Origin of the sequence: Collimonas arenae (assembly GCF_000786695.1) — a bacterium.
GTDB lineage: Bacteria > Pseudomonadota > Gammaproteobacteria > Burkholderiales > Burkholderiaceae_D > Collimonas > Collimonas arenae_A.
Genome location: NZ_CP009962.1, coordinates 2,939,006 through 2,958,685, shown reverse-complemented (window position 1 = coordinate 2,958,685; position 19,680 = coordinate 2,939,006). Strand labels below are relative to the sequence as shown.

The 19,680-nt window shown below is 56.3% G+C and carries 17 protein-coding genes; 10 read left to right on the top strand and 7 right to left on the bottom strand.

All coding sequences use genetic code 11. The features are described from left to right. Positions 1–134: 134 nt before the first annotated feature. Positions 135–1,454: an oxalate/formate MFS antiporter gene (oxlT, locus tag LT85_RS13025; protein ID WP_038489365.1), complete on the top strand. Its 1,320-nt coding sequence runs from the start codon at positions 135–137 to the stop codon at positions 1,452–1,454. A gap of 249 nt (positions 1,455–1,703) precedes the next feature. Here the strand turns inward: oxlT and LT85_RS26600 are convergent, their stop codons facing one another. From LT85_RS26600 to LT85_RS13010, 4 genes are all read right to left on the bottom strand, one after another. Next, positions 1,704–1,877 (bottom strand): hypothetical protein, encoded by a 174-nt coding sequence (locus tag LT85_RS26600; RefSeq protein WP_156117517.1) that lies wholly within the window; start codon positions 1,875–1,877, stop codon positions 1,704–1,706. Positions 1,878–2,092: 215 nt separating this feature from the next. Then, positions 2,093–2,689: a C39 family peptidase gene (locus LT85_RS13020; RefSeq protein WP_253273539.1), complete on the bottom strand. Its 597-nt coding sequence runs from the start codon at positions 2,687–2,689 to the stop codon at positions 2,093–2,095. Between the two features lie 85 nt (positions 2,690–2,774). Next, a complete protein-coding gene (locus tag LT85_RS13015) occupies positions 2,775–3,515 on the bottom strand; it encodes a hypothetical protein (RefSeq protein WP_052135144.1) in 741 nt (246 codons plus the stop codon). 202 nt (positions 3,516–3,717) lie between these two features. After that, positions 3,718–4,326, bottom strand: a complete 609-nt coding sequence (locus LT85_RS13010) for a Crp/Fnr family transcriptional regulator (protein ID WP_038489361.1) — start codon at positions 4,324–4,326, stop codon at positions 3,718–3,720. A gap of 154 nt (positions 4,327–4,480) precedes the next feature. Here LT85_RS13010 and LT85_RS13005 point away from each other — a divergent pair, with 154 nt between their 5' ends. From LT85_RS13005 to LT85_RS12985, 5 genes are all read left to right on the top strand, one after another. Then, positions 4,481–6,244, top strand: a complete 1,764-nt coding sequence (locus tag LT85_RS13005) for a thiamine pyrophosphate-binding protein (protein WP_437177270.1) — start codon at positions 4,481–4,483, stop codon at positions 6,242–6,244. A gap of 64 nt (positions 6,245–6,308) precedes the next feature. Further along, positions 6,309–7,559, top strand: coding sequence for a formyl-CoA transferase (gene frc / locus LT85_RS13000; protein WP_038489355.1), 1,251 nt, complete (start codon positions 6,309–6,311; stop codon positions 7,557–7,559). Between the two features lie 98 nt (positions 7,560–7,657). Continuing rightward, a complete protein-coding gene (locus tag LT85_RS12995) occupies positions 7,658–8,107 on the top strand; it encodes a PAS domain-containing protein (protein ID WP_038489352.1) in 450 nt (149 codons plus the stop codon). A 60-nt stretch (positions 8,108–8,167) separates the two neighbouring features. Continuing rightward, positions 8,168–9,415: a formyl-CoA transferase gene (gene frc / locus LT85_RS12990; RefSeq protein ID WP_038489349.1), complete on the top strand. Its 1,248-nt coding sequence runs from the start codon at positions 8,168–8,170 to the stop codon at positions 9,413–9,415. 151 nt (positions 9,416–9,566) lie between these two features. After that, positions 9,567–10,037, top strand: a complete 471-nt coding sequence (locus tag LT85_RS12985) for a MoaF-related domain-containing protein (protein WP_216595012.1) — start codon at positions 9,567–9,569, stop codon at positions 10,035–10,037. Between the two features lie 89 nt (positions 10,038–10,126). Here the strand turns inward: LT85_RS12985 and LT85_RS12980 are convergent, their stop codons facing one another. After that, positions 10,127–10,702: a TetR/AcrR family transcriptional regulator gene (locus tag LT85_RS12980; RefSeq protein ID WP_038489345.1), complete on the bottom strand. Its 576-nt coding sequence runs from the start codon at positions 10,700–10,702 to the stop codon at positions 10,127–10,129. A 377-nt stretch (positions 10,703–11,079) separates the two neighbouring features. On the opposite strand from LT85_RS12980, the gene LT85_RS12975 reads away from it, so the two are divergent. From LT85_RS12975 to gcvT, 4 genes are all read left to right on the top strand, one after another. Continuing rightward, positions 11,080–12,204: an iron-containing redox enzyme family protein gene (locus tag LT85_RS12975; protein WP_052135143.1), complete on the top strand. Its 1,125-nt coding sequence runs from the start codon at positions 11,080–11,082 to the stop codon at positions 12,202–12,204. A 488-nt stretch (positions 12,205–12,692) separates the two neighbouring features. Next, the gene (gene gcvH / locus LT85_RS12970; protein WP_038489342.1) at positions 12,693–13,073 is read left to right on the top strand and encodes a glycine cleavage system protein GcvH; all 381 of its coding nucleotides are present in this window, start codon (positions 12,693–12,695) and stop codon (positions 13,071–13,073) included. A gap of 41 nt (positions 13,074–13,114) precedes the next feature. Continuing rightward, positions 13,115–15,979, top strand: a complete 2,865-nt coding sequence (gcvP, locus tag LT85_RS12965; protein WP_038489339.1) for an aminomethyl-transferring glycine dehydrogenase — start codon at positions 13,115–13,117, stop codon at positions 15,977–15,979. Between the two features lie 116 nt (positions 15,980–16,095). Then, positions 16,096–17,238, top strand: a complete 1,143-nt coding sequence (gcvT, locus tag LT85_RS12960; RefSeq protein WP_038489336.1) for a glycine cleavage system aminomethyltransferase GcvT — start codon at positions 16,096–16,098, stop codon at positions 17,236–17,238. Between the two features lie 9 nt (positions 17,239–17,247). Here gcvT and LT85_RS12955 read toward each other — a convergent pair whose 3' ends face one another. After that, positions 17,248–18,888, bottom strand: coding sequence for a rhodanese-related sulfurtransferase (locus tag LT85_RS12955; protein ID WP_052135142.1), 1,641 nt, complete (start codon positions 18,886–18,888; stop codon positions 17,248–17,250). Further along, the gene (locus LT85_RS12950; protein WP_038489335.1) at positions 18,885–19,502 is read right to left on the bottom strand and encodes a cysteine dioxygenase; all 618 of its coding nucleotides are present in this window, start codon (positions 19,500–19,502) and stop codon (positions 18,885–18,887) included. Before LT85_RS12950 ends, LT85_RS12955 begins: the two co-directional genes overlap by 4 nt. Between the last annotated feature and the right edge of the window lie 178 nt (positions 19,503–19,680).

The window sequence follows — 19,680 nt, the reverse complement described above, 5'->3', positions numbered from 1 at the left end:
ACCGGCGTCAAGGAATGGTCTGGAAAAGCACCGCAAAATCAGGCATCGCACCCTGCGTGCGCATTGCCGAAATCCCGTCAGCTGTCGCAACAGATAAAAATATAAGCAGCCTAAAATATCAGGAGACAAGACGCATGGAAACCAGTAATTCCAAGAGTGCCGCTAATCGGTGGATTCAACTGATTATCGGCATCATCTGCATGGGCTTGGTCGCGAATTTGCAGTACGCATGGACCTTGTTCGTGACGCCGATGGATGCCAAGCACCATTGGGGGCAGGCGGCGATTCAACTGTCATTCTCAATTTTCATTGTGACCGAAACCTGGCTGGTGCCGATCGAAGGCTGGCTGGTCGACAAATTCGGGCCTCGCCCGGTGATTGCGGCAGGCGCGATTTTTGCCGCCGCCGGCTGGGTGATCAATTCGATGGCGACCAGCCTGTTCGAGCTGTATGCGGCGGCGATTATCGCCGGCATCGGAGCCGGTTGCGTGTACGGCACTTGCGTCGGTAACGCGCTGAAATGGTTTCCGGATAAACGCGGCCTGGCGGCGGGCATGACGGCTGCGGGTTTTGGCGCCGGCGCCGCCGTGACAGTGATCCCGATTGCCAACATGATCCAGAGCTCCGGCTATGAACGCGCTTTCCTGTTTTTTGGCATCTTGCAGGGCGTCTGTATTTTCCTGCTGGCGATGCTGATGGTCAGGCCGGCGCCGCCGAAAGGGATTGTGGTGTCGAAAAAACTCACCATGACCAAGATCGACTACAAGGCCGGACAAATGATCAGGACCCCGGTGTTCTGGGTGATGTACCTCATGTTCGTGGCGGTGGCAGCAGGCGGTCTGATGGCAACGGCGCAACTGGCGCCGATCGCCAAGGATTTCGGTATCGCCAAATTACCGATCACCTTGCTTGGCGTGACCTTGCCACTGCTGACCATGACGCTCTCCATCGACAACTTGTGCAACGGTTTCACTCGTCCTCTGTGCGGCTTTATTTCAGACAAGATCGGTCGCGAAAATACCATGTTCATTGTCTTTGTCGGCGAAGGACTTGCTTTGCTGGGCTTAATGCAATACGGCCACAATCCCTATGCATTCATGGTGTTCGCCGCCCTGATATTCTTGTTCTGGGGCGAGATATTTTCCATTTTTCCAGCGATTTGCGCCGACACCTTTGGCAGTAAATATGCATCGGGGAATGCCGGTACGCTATACACCGCAAAGGGAACGGCGGCCTTGCTGGTGCCGCTGACTTCTGTGCTGTCGGCAGGTGGTGCCTGGGATCGGGTCTTCATCATTGCAGCCGCTATTACCATCGTCGCCGGTCTCTCCGCCAAGTTGGTATTGGCGCCGATGCGCAAGCGCTGGGTGGAAAAGTCGGTGCCGGAGGTCGTCGTTGCACCAGTGGCGGAGAAGCGCGTCAACGGTTCTTCGGTGATTGAACACTCGGCTTAGGTTGGCTATTCTGTCATCTTTTAATCACGGCGACGTTGTGCGGCATACGCGCCTCTGCTCAGAATGTTATAAGAAGGCGACATAACTTGATTCTGGTGCGACGCAGAAATTTTGCAATACAGTTTGCCGCAAGAACCGCATTTAAACCATGAGTACAAACAAAAACAGCCAATCTGAGATTGACTGTCTTGTACTGCGCTTTACATGCGGTGGGTCGGTGACGCTACCGCATTGGCTGCTGCCGGGAAATTACATGCCCCAGGTATAGGCAGCGTTGGCCTTGTCGCTGCTGCTTTCCGCATCAAGCGATTCGCGCAAGCTGATGCCGAACACGACAGCGGCTACAGCGTAGGCAATGCCTGCCACTTTTGCCGAAAAACCTGTACCGTTCGCGGAGGTGAAGCTATTGGTTGCTGTAGTCATGGAGATGCTCCTGTCAAAGTAAAAATCTTCTTATGCTGCTTTGCATTATAGAGTTTGAATATTAATTCTTCTAATGACATTATCCGATAACTGGTATGTCACTTGTCAATATCTTGCGCTGCAATATAAGCAGACAGGCGCGGAATACAACACCATGGCCGCAATCGGTGCGGTTAGAACGGGGATGATTTCACAGGTGCAATTTGGTTATAGGACTAGCCGCTGATGTTCATGCGCTGGGTATGGGTCCATTGATGGTCGTAGTCCGAAACCGTCGAATTGTAGGTGCCGTACGTCATGCCTTCGCCCGGCCAAGGGTTCATGATATAGAGGTAATTCACACCATTCACGGTCTCATAGCCGCGGCCGACCATGATATGGCCGCCGCCATTGGTCCAGCCGTAGCGCATGACAAATGGCCGGTTGGCGCCGATGTCACTGACCACATGCGCCCATGACAGATAGTTTGTCAAGGCAGTATTCGGCACGCCCCAGGCGTTGAGAATATCTTGCACACTGCCGTTTCCGCCATACATGCTGTTGGGCTGATTGGCCTGGCTGTTCCAGTTGAAATTGTTGTTGCCGCAGGCGTAATTGATGCCAAACGCCCAGTTGACGATACTGCACTGGCTTGGGCTTTTTTTGTAGAAATTCAGAACTGCTTTACTGGCGCCGGCCCAGCACCATTCGCTGTGTTCTTGCGTGGTCAGCGGGACATTGATTGTTTTTGATTCGGCGAATCCGATTGGCGCCAGCAAAAAAAGGCCGATGCTAATGATCACGCGGCTGGAGATTCTTTTCACATTATTCACGTTAACTCCTGAAAATATACTTCAGATTATTTAGTCGACGCTGCCGGACAGGCAGGCTAATGACAACAACTGCCGTCAATACGATTCAACGGAAGTTAGCGATATTGGCCTTCACTGCTGCGCGCAATGGTTCCACGAACTGGCTTGCATCCAGCAAACCGCTGGTTGCTGCATCGGACGCATTGCCGGCTTTGTTGGCACGCTGTTGCAGCAACAGTGTTTCCCGGGCCGACTGCAGAGGCGCGAAGCGGGCTGTTGCGCCATTGTTTGATCCAACTTCGAGAAAGTCGGAGCGGGCTTGATATATCCGTATGAAGCGCAGGTTGGAATGATCGGCATTGCCATGGAAGCGCGTCAGCGCATCCACATCCTTGGACAAACCTGCAGCGCCATAGGCAACGGTTTGCCATGTGCCGTTGACCTTTTCCACGGTCACCAGGCCAATCGGGCGCTGATTGCGGTTGATGATAAAGCGCCAGGTCCCGGTTGATTTTGCCATGGCGCTGAAGTCGCTACGGCCCGCCAACAGATCTTTCGGATCGACCGTGTAGACCGGAAAGCCGTAGCCGATACTGGCGTCTTTCAGATCCTGGACATCCGTCACGTCGAGTGGAAAGCCTTCAGGCAAGCTGCCGGAATGCGCTTGGATCTGATATTGCACGAATTCCGCGAAACCGCGGCTGGCAGCAGCGCTGGCATCGTTTCCTTCGGTTTTCTGGAGTTGCTGTGGCGTTTGCGTGAGACTTGCTTGTGCATGGAGCGGCGTTTGCATGGCCAGCAAGGTGGCGCTGAACAGCAGCGCCTGGACGACAGGTTTTACGTGCATCGTTGATTTCCTCCCATTTGTGATCGACAAATTTCCTGGAAAAGCGCGCTGACTCGGTCTTTGAGCACTACTAGGGCGCAAAGGAAAATCGCCAGCGGCTCCACCAATCTACGATGGCGTAGCAGGGATAAACAGCTGTCAGAGTTGACAGCCTGTCAGGGTTGCCGGGGTGCGGCGGAAGGGCGGAAGGGTGTATGAGGGCTTAAATTTTTCCCTGATGCTTCAATCTGCTCAAGGTTTCCGCGGAGATGTTGAGATAGGTCGCCAATTCCTTTTTAGGAATGCGGTCATAGAGCTCGGCGTGTTTGCGTAAAAACCTGTGCACGCGGCCGGGAGCATCCAGCAGATGCAGGGTAATGGTGTGCGCCATGATCTCGCTCATCAGGCGCATCACTTCATATTCAAAGGTTTGTTTGAGCTGGGGATGGCGCTCCATGAAGGCCGCCCATTGTTGCAATGACAGTTTGGCAACCCGCGCCTTGGAGACGCAGACGATGCTGTAAGGCGCGGGGGTTTTCAGACGCCAGGCGGCGTAGCTGGTCTCCATGTCGCGCTCGTCGGCAAAGCGCAGGATCATTTCCTTGGCTTGCTGATTGGTGACGACGCGCTTGAGTATGCCGTCGAGGATGAAATATTGCTCCATTTCATGTACGCCCTGGCGCAGCAGGATTTCGCCTTTGCCGCCATCCACCACGATCAGCTGGGATTCCAGCTCAAGCATTTCGCTTTCGCTCAATGCCTTCAAAACATTATTTTGACGCAGTTGCACGCGAATGATGTTTTTCTCTGAGTGGTTTTCTATGAGGCTCATGTAAGAAGTTCAACGATAGTCGGCGACGCTAGGGATCCCCGAAGATGATGCGGCAAAACTTGACCGAGGTCAATGAAGAGTAGAGGGCCCAGTAGCTAAGATGGCATCAAGCAGTGCAACAAGAAAACCCAAGAGACAACCGACAACAGGAGGAATGATGGCAGCTGTGATATCCGAGCCGAAAGTGGCAACCAGTACGACCGCTGACGATACGCTCAAACGCAAGAGCCGGGACGCCGGCGTGGTGTCCGGCGGTCATCTGGTCGCCCGGGCGCTGAAGAACGAAGGTGTGGACACCATCTTTACCCTGTGCGGCGGCCATATCATCGATATCTACGACGGTTGCATCGACGAAGGCATCCGCATTATCGATGTCCGCCATGAGCAGGTTGCGGCCCACGCCGCCGACGGCTATGCGCGCCAGACCGGCAAGCTGGGCGTGGTGGTTACCACCGCCGGCCCGGGTTGCACCAACGCCGTCACCGGCATTGCTACCGCTTTTCGCTCGGAAAGCCCGGTGCTGCATATCGGCGGCCAGGGCGGTATCACCCAGCACATGATGGGATCGCTGCAAGATTTGCCGCATACAGAAATGATGCGGCCGATCACCAAATTTTCTGAAGGTGTGCGCTCCACGGAACGCGTGGCCGACATGGTGTCGATGGCGATCCGTGCGTGCTTTGCCGGCGCGCCTGGTCCGGCTTACCTGGAAATCCCGCGCGACGTGTTGGATCGTGAAATCGAGATTAGCAAAGCGGTGATTCCGGCCGCCGGCCAATATCGCGCTTCAGTCAAATCGCTGGGCGACGTTGCCGATATCGAGAAGCTGGCCGATATCCTGGTGCAGGCGGAACGTCCTGTGGTGCTATACGGTGGCCAGGTCTGGTCTTCGCGTGGCCACAAGGAGGCGATCGACCTGGTGCGCGGCCTGGATATTCCGGCCTATTTCAACGGTGCGTCGCGCGGTTTGCTGCCGCCGGGAGATCCGCACCACTTCGACCGTACCCGCCGCGAAGGTTTCGATAAAGCCGATGTGATCCTGATTGTCGGCACACCTTTCGATTTCCGCATGGGTTACGGCAAACGCCTTGGGCTCAACGCCAAAGTGATCCAGATCGACCAGGATTACCGTACCGTGGGCAAGAATCGCGATATCACGCTCGGACTGGTGGGAGATCCCGGCACCATTCTTGGCGCAGTATTGCAAGCCGCCAGCGGCCGCATCAACAAGGGTGCCCATGAAAAGCGGCGTGCCTGGATGAAGCAGCTGCAGCAACTAGAAGCGACCGCCACCGAAAAGCTGATGCCGCTGTTCAAATCAAACAGCTCGCCGATCCATCCTTACCGCGTGGCCTATGAAATTAACGAATTCTTGAACGATGACACCATCTACATCGGCGACGGCGGCGACGTTGTCACGATCTCGGCGCAAGCAGTGCGGCCGCGTAATCCGGGGCAATGGATGGATCCGGGTGCGCTTGGCAGCTTGGGGGTCGGCACCGGCTTTGCAATTGCAGCGGGCCTTGCCAATCCTGAGAAGGAAGTGATGTGCTACTACGGCGATGGCGCTTTCAGCATGACTTCCTTCGACATGGAAACCGCCAACCGCTTTGGCGTGCCCTACATCGCTGTCATCGGCAATAACTCGGCAATGAACCAGATCCGCTACGGCCAGCTGGCCAAGTACGGCGAAGAGCGGGGCAACGTCGGCAATCTGCTGAGCGATATCCCTTACGGAAAATTCGCCGAGATGCTAGGCGGTCATGGCGAAGAAGTACGCGATCCGGCGCAGATCGCCGGCGCTTTGCAAAGGGCGCGCGACGCCGTGCGCAAGACACGCCGTTGCGCCGTGGTGAATATCTGGGTCGATCCTGCCGTGTACGCACCGGGAACCATGGCGCAAACGATGTACAAATAAGCCGGCCGGATAGGAATGAACGACGCTGAACAATGCATTAGATCAATCAGAACAGGAGTTTGAAATGAGCAAACCACTAGACGGCATTCGTATTATCGATTTCACCCACGTCCAGGCAGGCCCGGCATGCACGCAATTGCTGGCCTGGTTCGGCGCCGACGTGATCAAGGTCGAGCGCCCCGGCTCGGGCGATGTCACCCGTTCCCAGCTGCGCGACATTCCCGATGTGGATGCCCTGTACTTCACTATGTTGAATAGCAACAAGCGTTCGCTGACTCTGGACACCAAAAAGCCGGAAGGCAAACTGGTTCTGGAAAAACTGATCAAGGAATCCGATGTGCTGGTGGAAAATTTCGGCCCGGGAGCGCTGGATCGCATGGGTTTTTCCTGGGAGCGTATCAACGAACTCAATCCGAAGATGATCGTGGCCTCGGTCAAAGGTTTCAGCGACGGCCACCATTACGACGATTTGAAGGTCTACGAAAATGTCGCCCAATGCGCTGGTGGCGCTGCGTCTACTACCGGTTTCTGGGATGGTCCGCCAACTGTCAGCGCAGCCGCTCTGGGCGACAGCAATACCGGCATGCACCTGGCGATCGGCATCCTGACTGCGCTGATTGGCCGCGACAAGACTGGCAAGGGCCAGCGGGTAGCGGTCTCGATGCAGGACAGTGTTCTCAACCTATGCCGCGTCAAGCTGCGCGACCAGCAACGGCTGGATCGCCTCGGTTTCCTGGAAGAATATCCGCAATACCCGCACGGCACCTTCAGCGACGTGGTGCCGCGCGGCGGTAACGCCGGCGGCGGCGGGCAGCCGGGCTGGGTGCTCAAATGCAAAGGCTGGCAGGAAGATCCGAATGCATATATCTATTTCACGATCCAGGGCCATGCCTGGGCGCCGATTTGCAAGGCAATCGGCAAGGAACAGTGGATAGACGATCCGGCCTATAACACGCCGAAGGCGCGCCAGCCGCACATCACTGAAATTTTCGATACGATCGAAGCCTGGTTGCAGGACAAGACCAAGTTTGAAGCCGTCGACATATTGCGCAAATTCGATATCCCTTGCTCTCCGGTGCTGACCATGAAAGAACTGGCGAATGATCCATCACTGCGGGCCAGCGGCACCATCACCGAAGTCGATCACAAGGAGCGCGGCAAATATCTCACCGTCGGCAGTCCGATCAAATTCTCCGACCTGACGCCGGAAATCACCGGTTCGCCGCTGCTGGGCGAACATACCGACGAAGTCTTGGCCGGCCTCGGCTACAGTGCGGGACAGATTGCGGAATTGCATAGTGCGCAGGCGGTCTGAACATGCTGTAATGAACGTCGGATAGGCAGGAGGGGCGGCGTCCATGGCGGACGCCGTCTTTACATTTGTATCACTTGACTTGGATAAGGAGTACGACCATGAGTACTGCAATCGATCTCGGGCAACTGGTGCAAGCCGTCGGCGATGCCATCGTGATTTCCGACGCCAAAGGCGCCATCACTTTGTGGAATCCAGCCGCGCAACGGATGTTCGGTTTTACCAGTGAAGAAGCGTTGGGAAAGTCGCTCGATTTGATTATTCCGGAACGCCAGCGCCAGCGTCACTGGGATGGCTATCAAAAAACCATGGATACCGGAATCACGCGCTACGGCAATGATGTGCTGCGCGTGCCGGCGGTGCACAAGGATGGCCACACTTTGTCGATCGCGTTTACCGTCGCCTTGTTGTATACGCCCGAACATAAGGTGGCGGCTATCGTCGCCGTTATCCGCGATGAAAGCAGCCGCTTTGCCGAGGACCGCGCCTTGCGCAAACGCCTGGCGGAACTGGAGGCCAGGGTAGCGGCGCAGGCGACTGAATCCAGCTAAGATCGTACAAAACAGTACCGGCGACACGGTGAAAACGATAACGATAAACAGGAGATTTACATGAGCAAAGCACTGGATGGCGTGCGCATTCTTGACTTCACCCATGTCCAGTCAGGGCCGACCTGCACTCAACTGCTGGCCTGGTTCGGCGCCGATGTCATCAAGGTCGAGCGGGCCGGCGAGGGCGACGCGACACGCGGCCAGTTACGCGATATTCCCGGCGTCGATAGTTTGTACTTCACCATGCTCAACCATAACAAGCGTTCCATCACGCTGGATACCAAGAACCCCAAGGGCAAGGAGGTGCTGGAAACCCTGATCAAGGAGTGCGATGTACTGGTAGAGAACTTCGCACCGGGTGCGCTGGATCGGATGGGCTTTAGCTGGGAGCGTATCCAGGAATTGAACCCGCGCATGATCGTTGCCTCGGTCAAGGGCTTCGGCCCCGGCAAGTACGAAGATTGCAAGGTCTATGAGAACGTCGCCCAGTGTGCAGGCGGCGCAGCGTCCACGACAGGTTTCGATGATGGCCCGCCGATGGTCACTGGCGCCCAGATCGGCGATAGCGGCACCGGCCTGCATCTTGCGCTTGGTATTGTCAGCGCTCTGTATCAACGTCATGCCAGTGGCCGTGGCCAGAAAGTGCTGGCGCCGATGCAAGACGCTGTGCTTAACCTGTGCCGCGTCAAGCTGCGCGACCAGCAACGGCTGGAACGTGTCGGCAGCATGCAGGAATATCCGCAATATCCTGACAGTAAATTCGGCGAGGCCGTACCGCGCGCGGGCAATGCTTCCGGCGGCGGCCAGCCCGGATCGATCTTGAAATGCAAAGGCTGGGAAACCGACCCCAATGCTTACATTTATTTCATCACCCAGGGCGCGGTCTGGCCGGCGGTCTGCAAGGTGATCGGCGAGGAGGGCTGGATCACCGATGACGCCTACGCGACGCCAGCGGCGCGGCTGCTGCATCTGAAGCCGATCTTTGCCCGCATCGAACAATGGACCATGACCAAAACCAAGTTCGAGGCGATGGATATCCTGAACCAGTACGATATTCCCTGCGGTCCGATCCTGTCGATGAAGGAAATCGCTGAAGAGCCATCGCTGCGCGAGACAGGCACGATTGTAGAAGTCGATCATCCGACGCGCGGCAAATATCTGACGGTAGGCAACCCGATCAAGATGTCGGACAGCCCGACCGAAGTCACCCGTTCCCCTTTGTTGGGGGAGCATACCGAAGAGGTGCTGGCGCAACTCGGTTATGGCAAGGATTACATCGCGCTGTTGCGCGAAGAGAAAGTCATATAAGACAATTCCGGGCTTGAGCAGCCCCTGTTTTATCGCATTGATACGCATGGCAGCGCAATTATTACTGCTGTTATCCAATTTTGTTTATGGATATACTCCCCCTCGTCGCCTTTGATTTAACATTTCAAATAATCAAAATAGGGGGAGGTACATGTTGCTGAAATCAATTGTAAGAACTTCACTGTTTGCGGCATTGCAACTGGGGCTGGTGCTGCAAGTGTCAGCTAAGGACGCTACTCAGAATGCAGCGACGCAGGACAGTGTCGCCAATACGGCCGTCTCCACGGCAGTAGTGAGCGATGCCGATTTTCCGGCCGCAGGTAAAGCGGTTGAAGTGGTGTTTGGCGACGCGATCATTGATTTGAATTTCAAGGATCTGACTACGCTGTCAATTTTTTGCCGGTCCGGCATATTCAAAGGCATTACCGAAACAGTGCAATACACGGCGGTCAAGATCCGTCCCCAGGTCTACATGGTGTATTGGCATGAGCCGGAATCGAAGCTGAATGTGGTGCATGTGGAAGACTTTGAACATGGCACGGTGTACACGAATGTCACCTATCCTGATGGGAAATTTGTTCACTTCAAAGGCACTATTAAAATTGTCGGGAACGCAAAATAACTTTTGCAAGACAATCGGTTTATTGCTGTTAAAAAAGAGCTGCTCTGGACTAGCCGGAGCAGCTCTTTTCTTATGGGGAAGGTTAGGGTCTAAGCAGTCTGAAGCTTGGAGTGCTCAAGCAGGACAATCTCCTGTGCGACGCTCCAGGCATCGTTGGCGGCGTTTTTCCTGCCGGCGACATGCGCTGCGAGCGTGGCGCCGTCGAGCAGCATGACTATTTGCCGCGCCAGTTTCATGGCGACGGTTTTCCCGACCAAGGGGTCCAGTAGGTTCTTGATAAGGTCGGTCAGGCCTTTTTTCTGACTGGCGGCAGTGCGCAAGATGGCGTTGTCGGAGCCGTGGAATTCGGCGGCGGCGGCGGCAAACATGCATCCGGTAAAGTTGACCTCGCGAAACCATTTGTCGTGCCACATGAACACGCCGTGCAGTTTTTCCATCGGTGTATCGAATTTTTCGAGAAACAGGGAAAGCGAACTCGCGCACATCTCCATGCGTTCTTGCAATACCTCGACCACCAGTTCTCTCTTCGACGGGAAGTATTTGTATAACGTCATCTTGGCTACACCTGCCTCCGCCAGGATGCGGTCTATGCCCACTGCATGGTAGCCATCTTGGGAAAAGAGCCGGGTTGCCGTATCAATAAGTATCTGTCGTTTTTCTTTCATACGAGTCATTGATTTGAGGTGGTGGTTACATTACTAGACATGCAATAAGCCGATAGCACACAACATGGCAAAGCGACTGCCGGACAAAGTCTGTTGCAATCGGTACGATATACAGCACAGTATATTAGCTCAGTATTTATTGTCGCTGATGCAAGTTAATTGCCGGCAGTCAAAATTGGCTGAAAACGGCATAAAACGGTGCGGAACAGCTATCATTGGCGTTTATACCAGATTCTGATATTTCAATTATATGACAGACCTGTCTGTTTAAATTTAAGATATTATAAAAATTTTGTGGGGGCGTGCTTCAGCCGCTTGCATAAAAATAAAGGGTGGCAATGGCAGTCACGGCTTAAACACTATTCTGAGGAAGTTACATGAGTTATTCAACCGTAGCTAATTCGCAAACCACAGAAGTGGTTCATGGAGCGAATCTTCATCATGACGTCTATGAAAGCATCCGGCGGCCGGATCTCGATCTCCCCCTTGATACGATTGTTTCTTTCCTGGTAGCAGATCCAGAACTTGAAAATCGCTTCGACAATGACCGCGAACTGTTCAATCTCTTAATGACAAAAGTCCGTTCGACTCTGGCGACGGCGCTGGCTACAAATGACGATGATGCACTTTGCGTCGTGCACCGGACACTGTTCGTTCTACTGGATATGCATGTGGCGTCGGCCACCAGTTTTGCTGCAGCCAACCAATCCAATCATTATCTGCAGCAAATGCGCAATGAAATCGAGCGGGCCTGGCTGGCTTCCAGCGATTCTTCGCCATTGGCGCGTATCGGGGCCAATATGCCGCTCACCGATGCCTTGCGCGCTCTCTGGAATGAGCACACGGTCTCCAATCATCCTTTGTTCGACTATCTGGAAACTACCGCTTCGCATGGACAGTTCGTCGATTTTTTCCGCAGCGATGCAGCGCTCAATATCCGTTTCTTTGACCTGATCGCGTTGATTCTGGTTGGCTCCGACGAAATCACCCGCAAGGAACTGGTGCAGAATTTGTGGGATGAGTCGGGTAACGGTAACTCCACCAGAAGCCACGTCAACCTGTTTCGCAAGCTGCTGGATATGGTCGGCGCTGATAACGTTGAAGACAATCATGCCTCATCGCTGGGCTGGCAAGGCCTGGCGGGGCACAACCTGTTCATGCTGACCTGCCTGCAACGCAAGCATTACTTCAAGGCAATCGGCATCATGGCGATCACTGAATTGCTCGATCCGCGCCAGTATGAAAAGCTGGTGCATGGCTGTCATCGCATCGGCCTGGGCAAGGACGGTGAAGTCGACTACTACAAGGAGCACATCAGCATTGATATCGTCCATGCGCAAGGTTGGCTGGAAAACGTGATTGTGCCGCTGGATGCGAAGTATCCTGAAGCGCGCGGTGAAATCCTGCAAGGCGCGATGTTGCGCCTGAATACCTGCCAGGACTACTACGATGCGTTGCTTGAAATGCTGCAAACACATTCTTCAGTAGTGCACCAGGCTTAATAAACCCGTAGCGTGGCATCAAAGCAGGGCCGTCAATGAAGTAATTTCATTGACGGCTTTTTCTTTTATTCTTTTACTCTCTTGCGTTCTCGCCTTCAGGCCCGGATTGGCGCGCCGAGTCAAATCGGAAATCGCATTTCGATCTGCAAAAAAACAATAAAATAGCAGTTTTGTTAATGAAAATGAAATATCAAGGAGCGGTGCCGGATTGAAGCAATGCTAAAATTCTGAATAGAATCATATGCTTGCAGAAAGCACCTGGAGCCGTGGGAAAATACGCTGTTGCATCGGCCTGACTTATGGTCGAATAGCGAGCTGGACAGTTGGTTTCTACCGACATATTCGATATCGGATACGTCAAAGTATGTATATTTTAATAATACAGCCAAGATGGCAAATGGGCTTGCAATTCTGGTTGCAATGAATGTTTTGCAGTTAGTGTTTCGCAATGAATGTTTTTAATTAATGTTTTTAAAACAGGAGATAGCATGAGTCAGGTTAAATATACGGTTGAGCATGAATGGTTGCGCGTCGAGGCTGACGGCCTGGTCACGGTCGGTATCACCGACTTCGCGCAAGGCCACCTGGGCGACCTGGTGTTCGTGCAATTGCCGGAAGTGGGCGCCGAACTGGCCAAGGGCGATGAAGCAGCAGTGATCGAATCGGTCAAGGCCGCAAGTGAAATCATGATGCCGGTTGCCGGCGTGGTGACTGAAATTAATGAAACATTGGCCGATGAACCAGGCAAGATCAACGAAGATCCTCTGGGCGCGGGCTGGTTCTTCAAGATGAAAGTGAACGACGCGGCTGAGTTGAACAGTTTGATGGATGAAGCGGCTTACGCTGCCATGATCAAAGGCCAGGCTTAAGCACCACGCAATTTTACTGTTCACAATTGAAGGAAGCACCCATGACACAATCACGGCCTGCTCTTGAAGATCTGGCGCAACACGCCGATTTCATTGAACGCCACATCGGCCCGGATCACACCCAACAAAAGGCCATGCTGACGATGCTCGGTTTCGATTCCATCGAAGCATTGATCAATAAAGTAGTCCCCAGCGCCATCCTGGAGCGCAATCGGCTCGCGCTAGGCGCACCGCGCAGCGAAGCGGAAACACTGGCGGCGCTGCGCCAGATCGCTAGCAAGAACCAGCTATTCAAGTCGCATATCGGCATGGGTTACTACAACTGCCATACACCGACCGTCATCTTGCGTAACCTGCTGGAAAATCCAGCCTGGTATACCGCGTACACGCCGTACCAGCCTGAAATTTCACAAGGCCGTCTGGAGGCGCTGCTGAATTTCCAGACCATGATTACCGACCTGACCGGGATGGAAATCGCCAACGCCTCTTTGCTGGATGAAGCCACGGCCGCGGCGGAAGCGATGACGTTCTGCCAGCGCCTGTCCAAGAGCAAGAGCAACATATTCTTCGTTTCGCAAGACTGCTACCCGCAAACCATCGACGTGCTGCGCACCCGCGCCGCGCCGATCGGCGTCGAGGTAGTGGTTGGCGATCACAATAAAGACCTGGAGCGGCTCGACTGCTTCGGCGTGCTGCTGCAATATCCGACATTAAGCGGTGAAATCCACGACTACGCCGACACCGTGCGCGTCGCGCATGGCAAGCAAGCGCTGGTTGTGGTCGCGGCTGATCTGCTGGCCTTGACGCTATTGACGCCACCGGGCGAATTCGGCGCCGATGTGGTGATCGGCAGCGCCCAGCGTTTCGGCGTGCCTCTCGGTTACGGCGGCCCGCACGCAGCGTATTTTGCAACCCTCGATACCCACAAGCGCGTGATGCCTGGCCGCCTGGTCGGCGTCTCCATCGACAGCCGCGGCGAGCCGGCTTACCGCCTGGCGATGCAGACCCGCGAACAGCATATCCGCCGCGAAAAAGCCACCAGCAATGTCTGCACTGCGCAGGTGCTGCTGGCGAATATCGCCAGCATGTATGCGGTTTACCATGGCCCGCAAGGCTTGAAAACGATTGCGCAGCGCGTGCATCGTCTCACCGCCATCCTGGCTGAAGGCTTGCGCCAGCTGGGGCACGCAATCCCGGTCGCCAGTTTCTTCGACACTCTCACTGTGCATACCGGTGGCCATACCCAGGACGTTCATGCGGCGGCGCGCAGCCAGATGATCAACCTGCGTCCGATTGACGACGGTAATGTCGGCATCGCTTTGGATGAAACGACGACCCGCGCCGATGTCGAAGCGTTGTGGAGTATCTTTGCGATCGGCAAGCCATTGCCGGCATTCGACGCGTTGGAAGCCAGCGCCGCCGAGAAGATTCCGGCCGCACTGGAACGCAGCAGCGCCTATCTGACGCATCCGGTATTCAACAGCCATCATTCCGAAACCCAGATGCTGCGCTATTTGCGTGCATTGGCAGACAAGGACCTAGCGCTGGACCGCAGCATGATTCCGCTGGGTTCTTGCACCATGAAGCTTAACGCCACCACTGAAATGATTCCGGTGACCTGGCCTGAATTCGGCTCACTGCATCCGTTTGCGCCGCTCAACCAGGCTTTGGGCTACCAGCAACTGGTGAACGACCTGGAGCAGATGCTGTGCGTGTGCACCGGTTACGATGCGGTATCGCTGCAGCCGAATGCCGGTTCGCAAGGCGAATATGCCGGCTTGCTGGCAATCCGCGCCTATCACCAGAGCCGCGGCGAAGGCCAGCGCAATATCTGCCTGATCCCGAGCTCCGCCCACGGCACCAATCCTGCTACCGCTCATATGGCCGGCATGCAGGTCGTTGTGGTGCAGTGCGACGAGCAGGGCAATGTCAATGTCGGCGACTTGCGCGCCAAGGCTGACCAGCATGCTGGCGACCTGGCTGCGCTGATGATTACCTATCCGTCTACTCATGGCGTGTTTGAAGAAGCGATTGGCGAGATCTGCGAAATCGTCCACGCACACGGCGGTCAGGTATACATCGACGGCGCCAACATGAATGCGATGGTCGGCCTGTGCGCACCGGGTAAATTCGGCGGCGACGTTTCTCACCTGAATCTGCACAAGACTTTCTGCATTCCGCATGGCGGCGGCGGACCGGGCGTAGGCCCGATCGGCGTCAAGAGCCACCTGGCGCCATTCCTGCCGGGCCATCGCATGATGGAGAGCGGTATTGCGCCGGTATCCGCGGCGCCGTGGGGCAGCGCCAGCATCCTGCCGATTACCTGGGCCTATATCACCTTGATGGGCGCCCAGGGCCTGCAGCAGGCCAGCGAGATTGCCATTCTCAATGCTAACTACATCGTGCACCGTCTGGCGCCGCATTATCCGATCCTCTACACCGGCAGCAACGGGCTGGTGGCGCATGAAGGCATCATCGACCTGCGGCCGCTGAAGGACAAGACCGGTATCACGGTGGAGGACGTCGCCAAGCGTCTGATCGATTACGGCTTCCACGCACCGACCATGTCGTTCCCGGTCGCCGGCACATTGATGATCGAGCCGACCGAAAGCGAATCCAAGGAAGAGTTGGACCGCTTCTGTGACGCCATGATCGCCATCCGCGAAGAAATCCGCGCAGTCGAAAACGGTGACATCAAGGCAGAACAGACAGCCTTGCGCCATGCGCCGCATACCGCGCAGGACCTGACTGACGAATGGTCGCGGGAGTACTCGCGCGAGCAGGCGGTGTATCCGCTGAAATCGCTGCGCAAGGATAAGTACTGGCCGCCGGTCGGACGTATCGACAATGTGTACGGCGACCGTAACCTGGTTTGCTCCTGCCCGCCGATGTCGGACTACGAGTAATACCAAGCCGGTCTGGCGGAATACATGTTCGCCAGACCGGTGTTTTACCGTTACCGACACCGTACGATACGGACCGTACTACACGGCGCGTACCACCATCAAAAGGACAATTTCTCATGAGTGATACCAGCAGCGCGGCAGCCTCGGCTCGCACCGCGCTTTATGATTTGCATCTGGAACTCGGCGCCAAGATGGTGCCGTTTGCCGGCTACGACATGCCGCTGCAATACCCGAGCGGCATTCTCAAGGAACATAAACACACCCGCGCCGAAGCCGGGCTGTTCGACGTTTCGCACATGGGCCAGCTGCGCCTGAGCGGGCCGGATGCCGCGGCGGCGCTGGAATCGCTGGTGCCGGTCGATATCGTCGACCTGCCAGCCAACCGCCAGCGTTACGCCGTATTTACCAATCCACAAGGCGGTATCCTGGATGACCTGATGGTCAGCAACGGCGGCGATCATCTGTTCCTGGTGGTGAACGCCGCTTGCAAGCAGCAAGACACCGCGCATTTGCGCCAGCACCTGGCTGGCCGTTGCGAGATTGAAGAGCTGACCGACCGCTCGTTATTGGCTTTGCAGGGCCCGGCTGCGGCAGCAGTGCTGGCGCGTCTGGCGCCTGAATCTGCAAATAACCCTGCAAAAATGGTCTTCATGCAAACCGGCAAAGTAACGCTGGCCGATGCCGAATGCTTCATCAGCCGTTCCGGCTATACCGGCGAAGATGGGTTCGAGATTTCCGTACCAAACGCCCAGGCTGAAAAGCTGGCGCGCTTGCTGTTGGCGCAGCCGGAAGTGGCACCTATCGGTCTCGGCGCGCGCGATTCTCTGCGCCTGGAAGCGGGCCTGTGCCTGTATGGTCACGATATGGATGTGTCGACCACGCCGGTTGAAGCCAGTCTGACTTGGGCCTTGTCAAAGGTGCGGCGCGCGGACGGTGCACGCGCTGGCGGCTATCCGGGCGCAGCGCAAATCGAACAGCATCTGGCGCAGGGTGCGAGCCGCAAGCGGGTCGGGTTGTTACCGCTGGAACGCATGCCGGTACGCGAAGGTGCGGAACTGGTGGATGCCGACGGCAAGGTGATCGGCAAGGTCACCAGTGGCGGCTTCGGGCCAACGCTGGATAAGCCGGTGGCGATGGGGTATGTCGAGGCGGCGTTCGCCAAAATCGGCACGCCATTACATGCCATGGTGCGTGGCAAGGCGGTGCCGGTCGAGGTCGCCGCCATGCCGTTCACGCCGGCGCGCTATTTCCGCGGGTAGTCCAATCAGTCAAATCACGAAGAAACCGTGCGTGCCGTCCGCGGCCAATTGGGCTACCAGGCCGTATTCCCAGTCCAGGTAGGCTTGCATCGCGGCGACCGGATTGTCGGTGCCTTCATATGGCCGGCGATAGCGGTCGATACGGGGCGACGCCAACGCGGTTTCTCCGGATTCCAGCGGCAATCCGGCGGCAATCCATGCTGCCGTGCCGCCTGCTAGTACAAAGACAGGACGCTCGGTCAACTGTTTCAGGTCGCCTGCGGCATAACCCGCCAGCAGGCTACTGCCACAGGTCAAGACATAACGTTGCGCGGATGGCGTTTGTTGTAGAGCCGAGGCCAGTTGCGAACGCAGTGTAAAGCGAGCGCCGGGAATGTGCTGTTTGACGTAGTTGGCGCTGCTGGTGAAGTCGAGCAGCACGGTGCCGGCGCTGTTAGGGTCGTTATCCTTTAACCATTCAGCAAGCTGAGCGGCGGCCACCGATTCGAACGGCGGGGCTGGCGGCAATGCCTGCCGTGGCAAGCCGGCCTCACTGAAATCTGCCTTCTGCAATCCGTCCAGCACATGGACTTCCCAACCCATCTGCGCCAGCCATGAGGCGCTCATGTTGGCGCGGACACCATCATCGTCAGCTAGCACGATGCGGCCGCCGCGCACTGGCGCCACGTGATCTGTTTCTTGTACCAGCTGACCGCCGGGTGCGGAGCTGAAGCCAGGCAAATGGCCAGCTATATATTCCTCCGGCGTGCGTACGTCAAGGCAATAGGTAGTGCGGCCGGTCTCTTGCTGCCAGCGCGCTGATGCCGCGAGATCGGCCCGGCCGACTTTCGCGCGATCTGCGACTTGCCTGGCGGACGCTACTGCCTGGATATGCTGTTCAGATCCTGTCTCGGCGTGCACGTGATCTGAGAATCGCTGCGTTTTCCCGTGTTCCAGTTGCTGTCCGGCTAAGGTCCAGCCTATCGTGCCATTGCGCAGGGCGCTGACTGGATTCGGAATGCCGGCGTTAATCAGCGACTGGCTGCCGATGATGCTGCGCGTGCGCCCGGCGCAATTGACGATCACCCGGGTTTCCGGGCGTGGGGCCAGCGCGCGTACCCGCAACACCAGTTCGGCGCCGGGCACGCTGATCCCGCCGGGGATGCTCATTGTGTTGTATTCCTCGAAGCGGCGCGCATCGAGCACCACCACGTCTGCCTTGGCATCTAATAAAGCTTTGACTTCAGGCGCCGACAAAGAAGGCGTATGACGTTGCGATTCAACCAGTTCTCCAAAGGCTTTGCTGGGCGCGTTGACGTCGCGGAAAATCTCGCCACCGGCATCGCGCCAGCCTTGCAAGCCGCCTTCAAGTAAATGTACGGCGCTATAGCCGAGTTGCAGCAAACGCTGCGCGGCTGGCAACGCTAAGCCTTCGCCATCGTCATAGACGACGATGAGAGTGTCGCGGCGCGGGATCCTAGCGTGGGTTTCCAGTTCAATCCGCCCCAGCGGCAGGTTGGCGGCAAACAGCGGATGCGCTTCTGCAAATGGCGCCTCTTCGCGTACATCCAGCAAAGCCAGTTCCTTGCGGGCCAATAGTGCAGCGCGGATTTGCGTGACGGAGAGGGTGGCGAAGGAAGTAGCTATTTCTTTGTCGATGGTGGTGGTCATTGGTTTTTCAGTTCGATGGAACGGTCCCAGATGTTCGGCAGATGGGAGTTGGAGTAGCCGGAAATAAAGGATTTGCGGCTGCCATCCTCACCATACACCGAACGTTTTACCGCGCCGATGTTGGCGCCATAAACATGGATGCTGACCGATACGTTATCCGCAAATGCATTGCGTACCTGATGGATATCGCCGACGGTCGGCGATACCGCCTCAACCGTGCCCGGCAACAGCTTGACCGGCTCTCCATCCGGCCGCAAGCGGCCATCGGCAGACGATTTGTAGGCTTGCGAATATTCGGCTCCGCGCAACATGCCGATCAGGCCCCATACCGTATGATCATGGATGGGTGTCGTCTGTCCCGGCCCCCAGACGAAACTGACAATCGAAAAACGTTCAGCCGAATCGGCGTGCAGCAGATATTGCTGGTAACGCTCGGGTTGGGCCTGTGTATAGACATCCGGCAGCCAGTCGTCCACTGCGATCAGTTGTTGCAGCAGTGCACCGCCTTCGTGTAGGAGACGGGCTTCGGGCGGCCGCTCGTCGAGCAGCGCCGCCAGGGACCGGATAAAAATGCGGAGCCGGCCAGGATTGGGGGAGGGAAAAATGTTTGACATGCTTGGCTTTGTGTTCAGTGATGCGCGGTGGGAGATTGACGCTCTCGACATTCTAGTCGATGACGCAGGAAACGCGCTCTAGAGAGATGCGCCAGGCCGGTTCGAATCCACGCTGCGCTATCGGTTTCTTGTCCAGTAGCGGCGTCACGGCGCTTAGCCGAGAATCAGTTATTGAGAA

What these genes read in the sequence shown, in the direction of transcription:
- oxlT (WP_038489365.1), top strand. Translation starts at nt 135, where the DNA reads ATGGAAACCAGTAATTCCAAGAGTGCCGCTAATCGGTGGATTCAACTG.
- LT85_RS26600 (WP_156117517.1), bottom strand. Translation starts at nt 1,877, where the DNA reads ATGACTACAGCAACCAATAGCTTCACCTCCGCGAACGGTACAGGTTTT.
- LT85_RS13015 (WP_052135144.1), bottom strand. Translation starts at nt 3,515, where the DNA reads ATGCACGTAAAACCTGTCGTCCAGGCGCTGCTGTTCAGCGCCACCTTG.
- LT85_RS13010 (WP_038489361.1), bottom strand. Translation starts at nt 4,326, where the DNA reads ATGAGCCTCATAGAAAACCACTCAGAGAAAAACATCATTCGCGTGCAA.
- LT85_RS13005 (WP_437177270.1), top strand. Translation starts at nt 4,481, where the DNA reads ATGATGGCAGCTGTGATATCCGAGCCGAAAGTGGCAACCAGTACGACC.
- frc (WP_038489355.1), top strand. Translation starts at nt 6,309, where the DNA reads ATGAGCAAACCACTAGACGGCATTCGTATTATCGATTTCACCCACGTC.
- LT85_RS12995 (WP_038489352.1), top strand. Translation starts at nt 7,658, where the DNA reads ATGAGTACTGCAATCGATCTCGGGCAACTGGTGCAAGCCGTCGGCGAT.
- frc (WP_038489349.1), top strand. Translation starts at nt 8,168, where the DNA reads ATGAGCAAAGCACTGGATGGCGTGCGCATTCTTGACTTCACCCATGTC.
- LT85_RS12985 (WP_216595012.1), top strand. Translation starts at nt 9,567, where the DNA reads ATGTTGCTGAAATCAATTGTAAGAACTTCACTGTTTGCGGCATTGCAA.
- LT85_RS12980 (WP_038489345.1), bottom strand. Translation starts at nt 10,702, where the DNA reads ATGAAAGAAAAACGACAGATACTTATTGATACGGCAACCCGGCTCTTT.
- LT85_RS12975 (WP_052135143.1), top strand. Translation starts at nt 11,080, where the DNA reads ATGAGTTATTCAACCGTAGCTAATTCGCAAACCACAGAAGTGGTTCAT.
- gcvH (WP_038489342.1), top strand. Translation starts at nt 12,693, where the DNA reads ATGAGTCAGGTTAAATATACGGTTGAGCATGAATGGTTGCGCGTCGAG.
- gcvP (WP_038489339.1), top strand. Translation starts at nt 13,115, where the DNA reads ATGACACAATCACGGCCTGCTCTTGAAGATCTGGCGCAACACGCCGAT.
- gcvT (WP_038489336.1), top strand. Translation starts at nt 16,096, where the DNA reads ATGAGTGATACCAGCAGCGCGGCAGCCTCGGCTCGCACCGCGCTTTAT.
- LT85_RS12955 (WP_052135142.1), bottom strand. Translation starts at nt 18,888, where the DNA reads ATGACCACCACCATCGACAAAGAAATAGCTACTTCCTTCGCCACCCTC.
- LT85_RS12950 (WP_038489335.1), bottom strand. Translation starts at nt 19,502, where the DNA reads ATGTCAAACATTTTTCCCTCCCCCAATCCTGGCCGGCTCCGCATTTTT.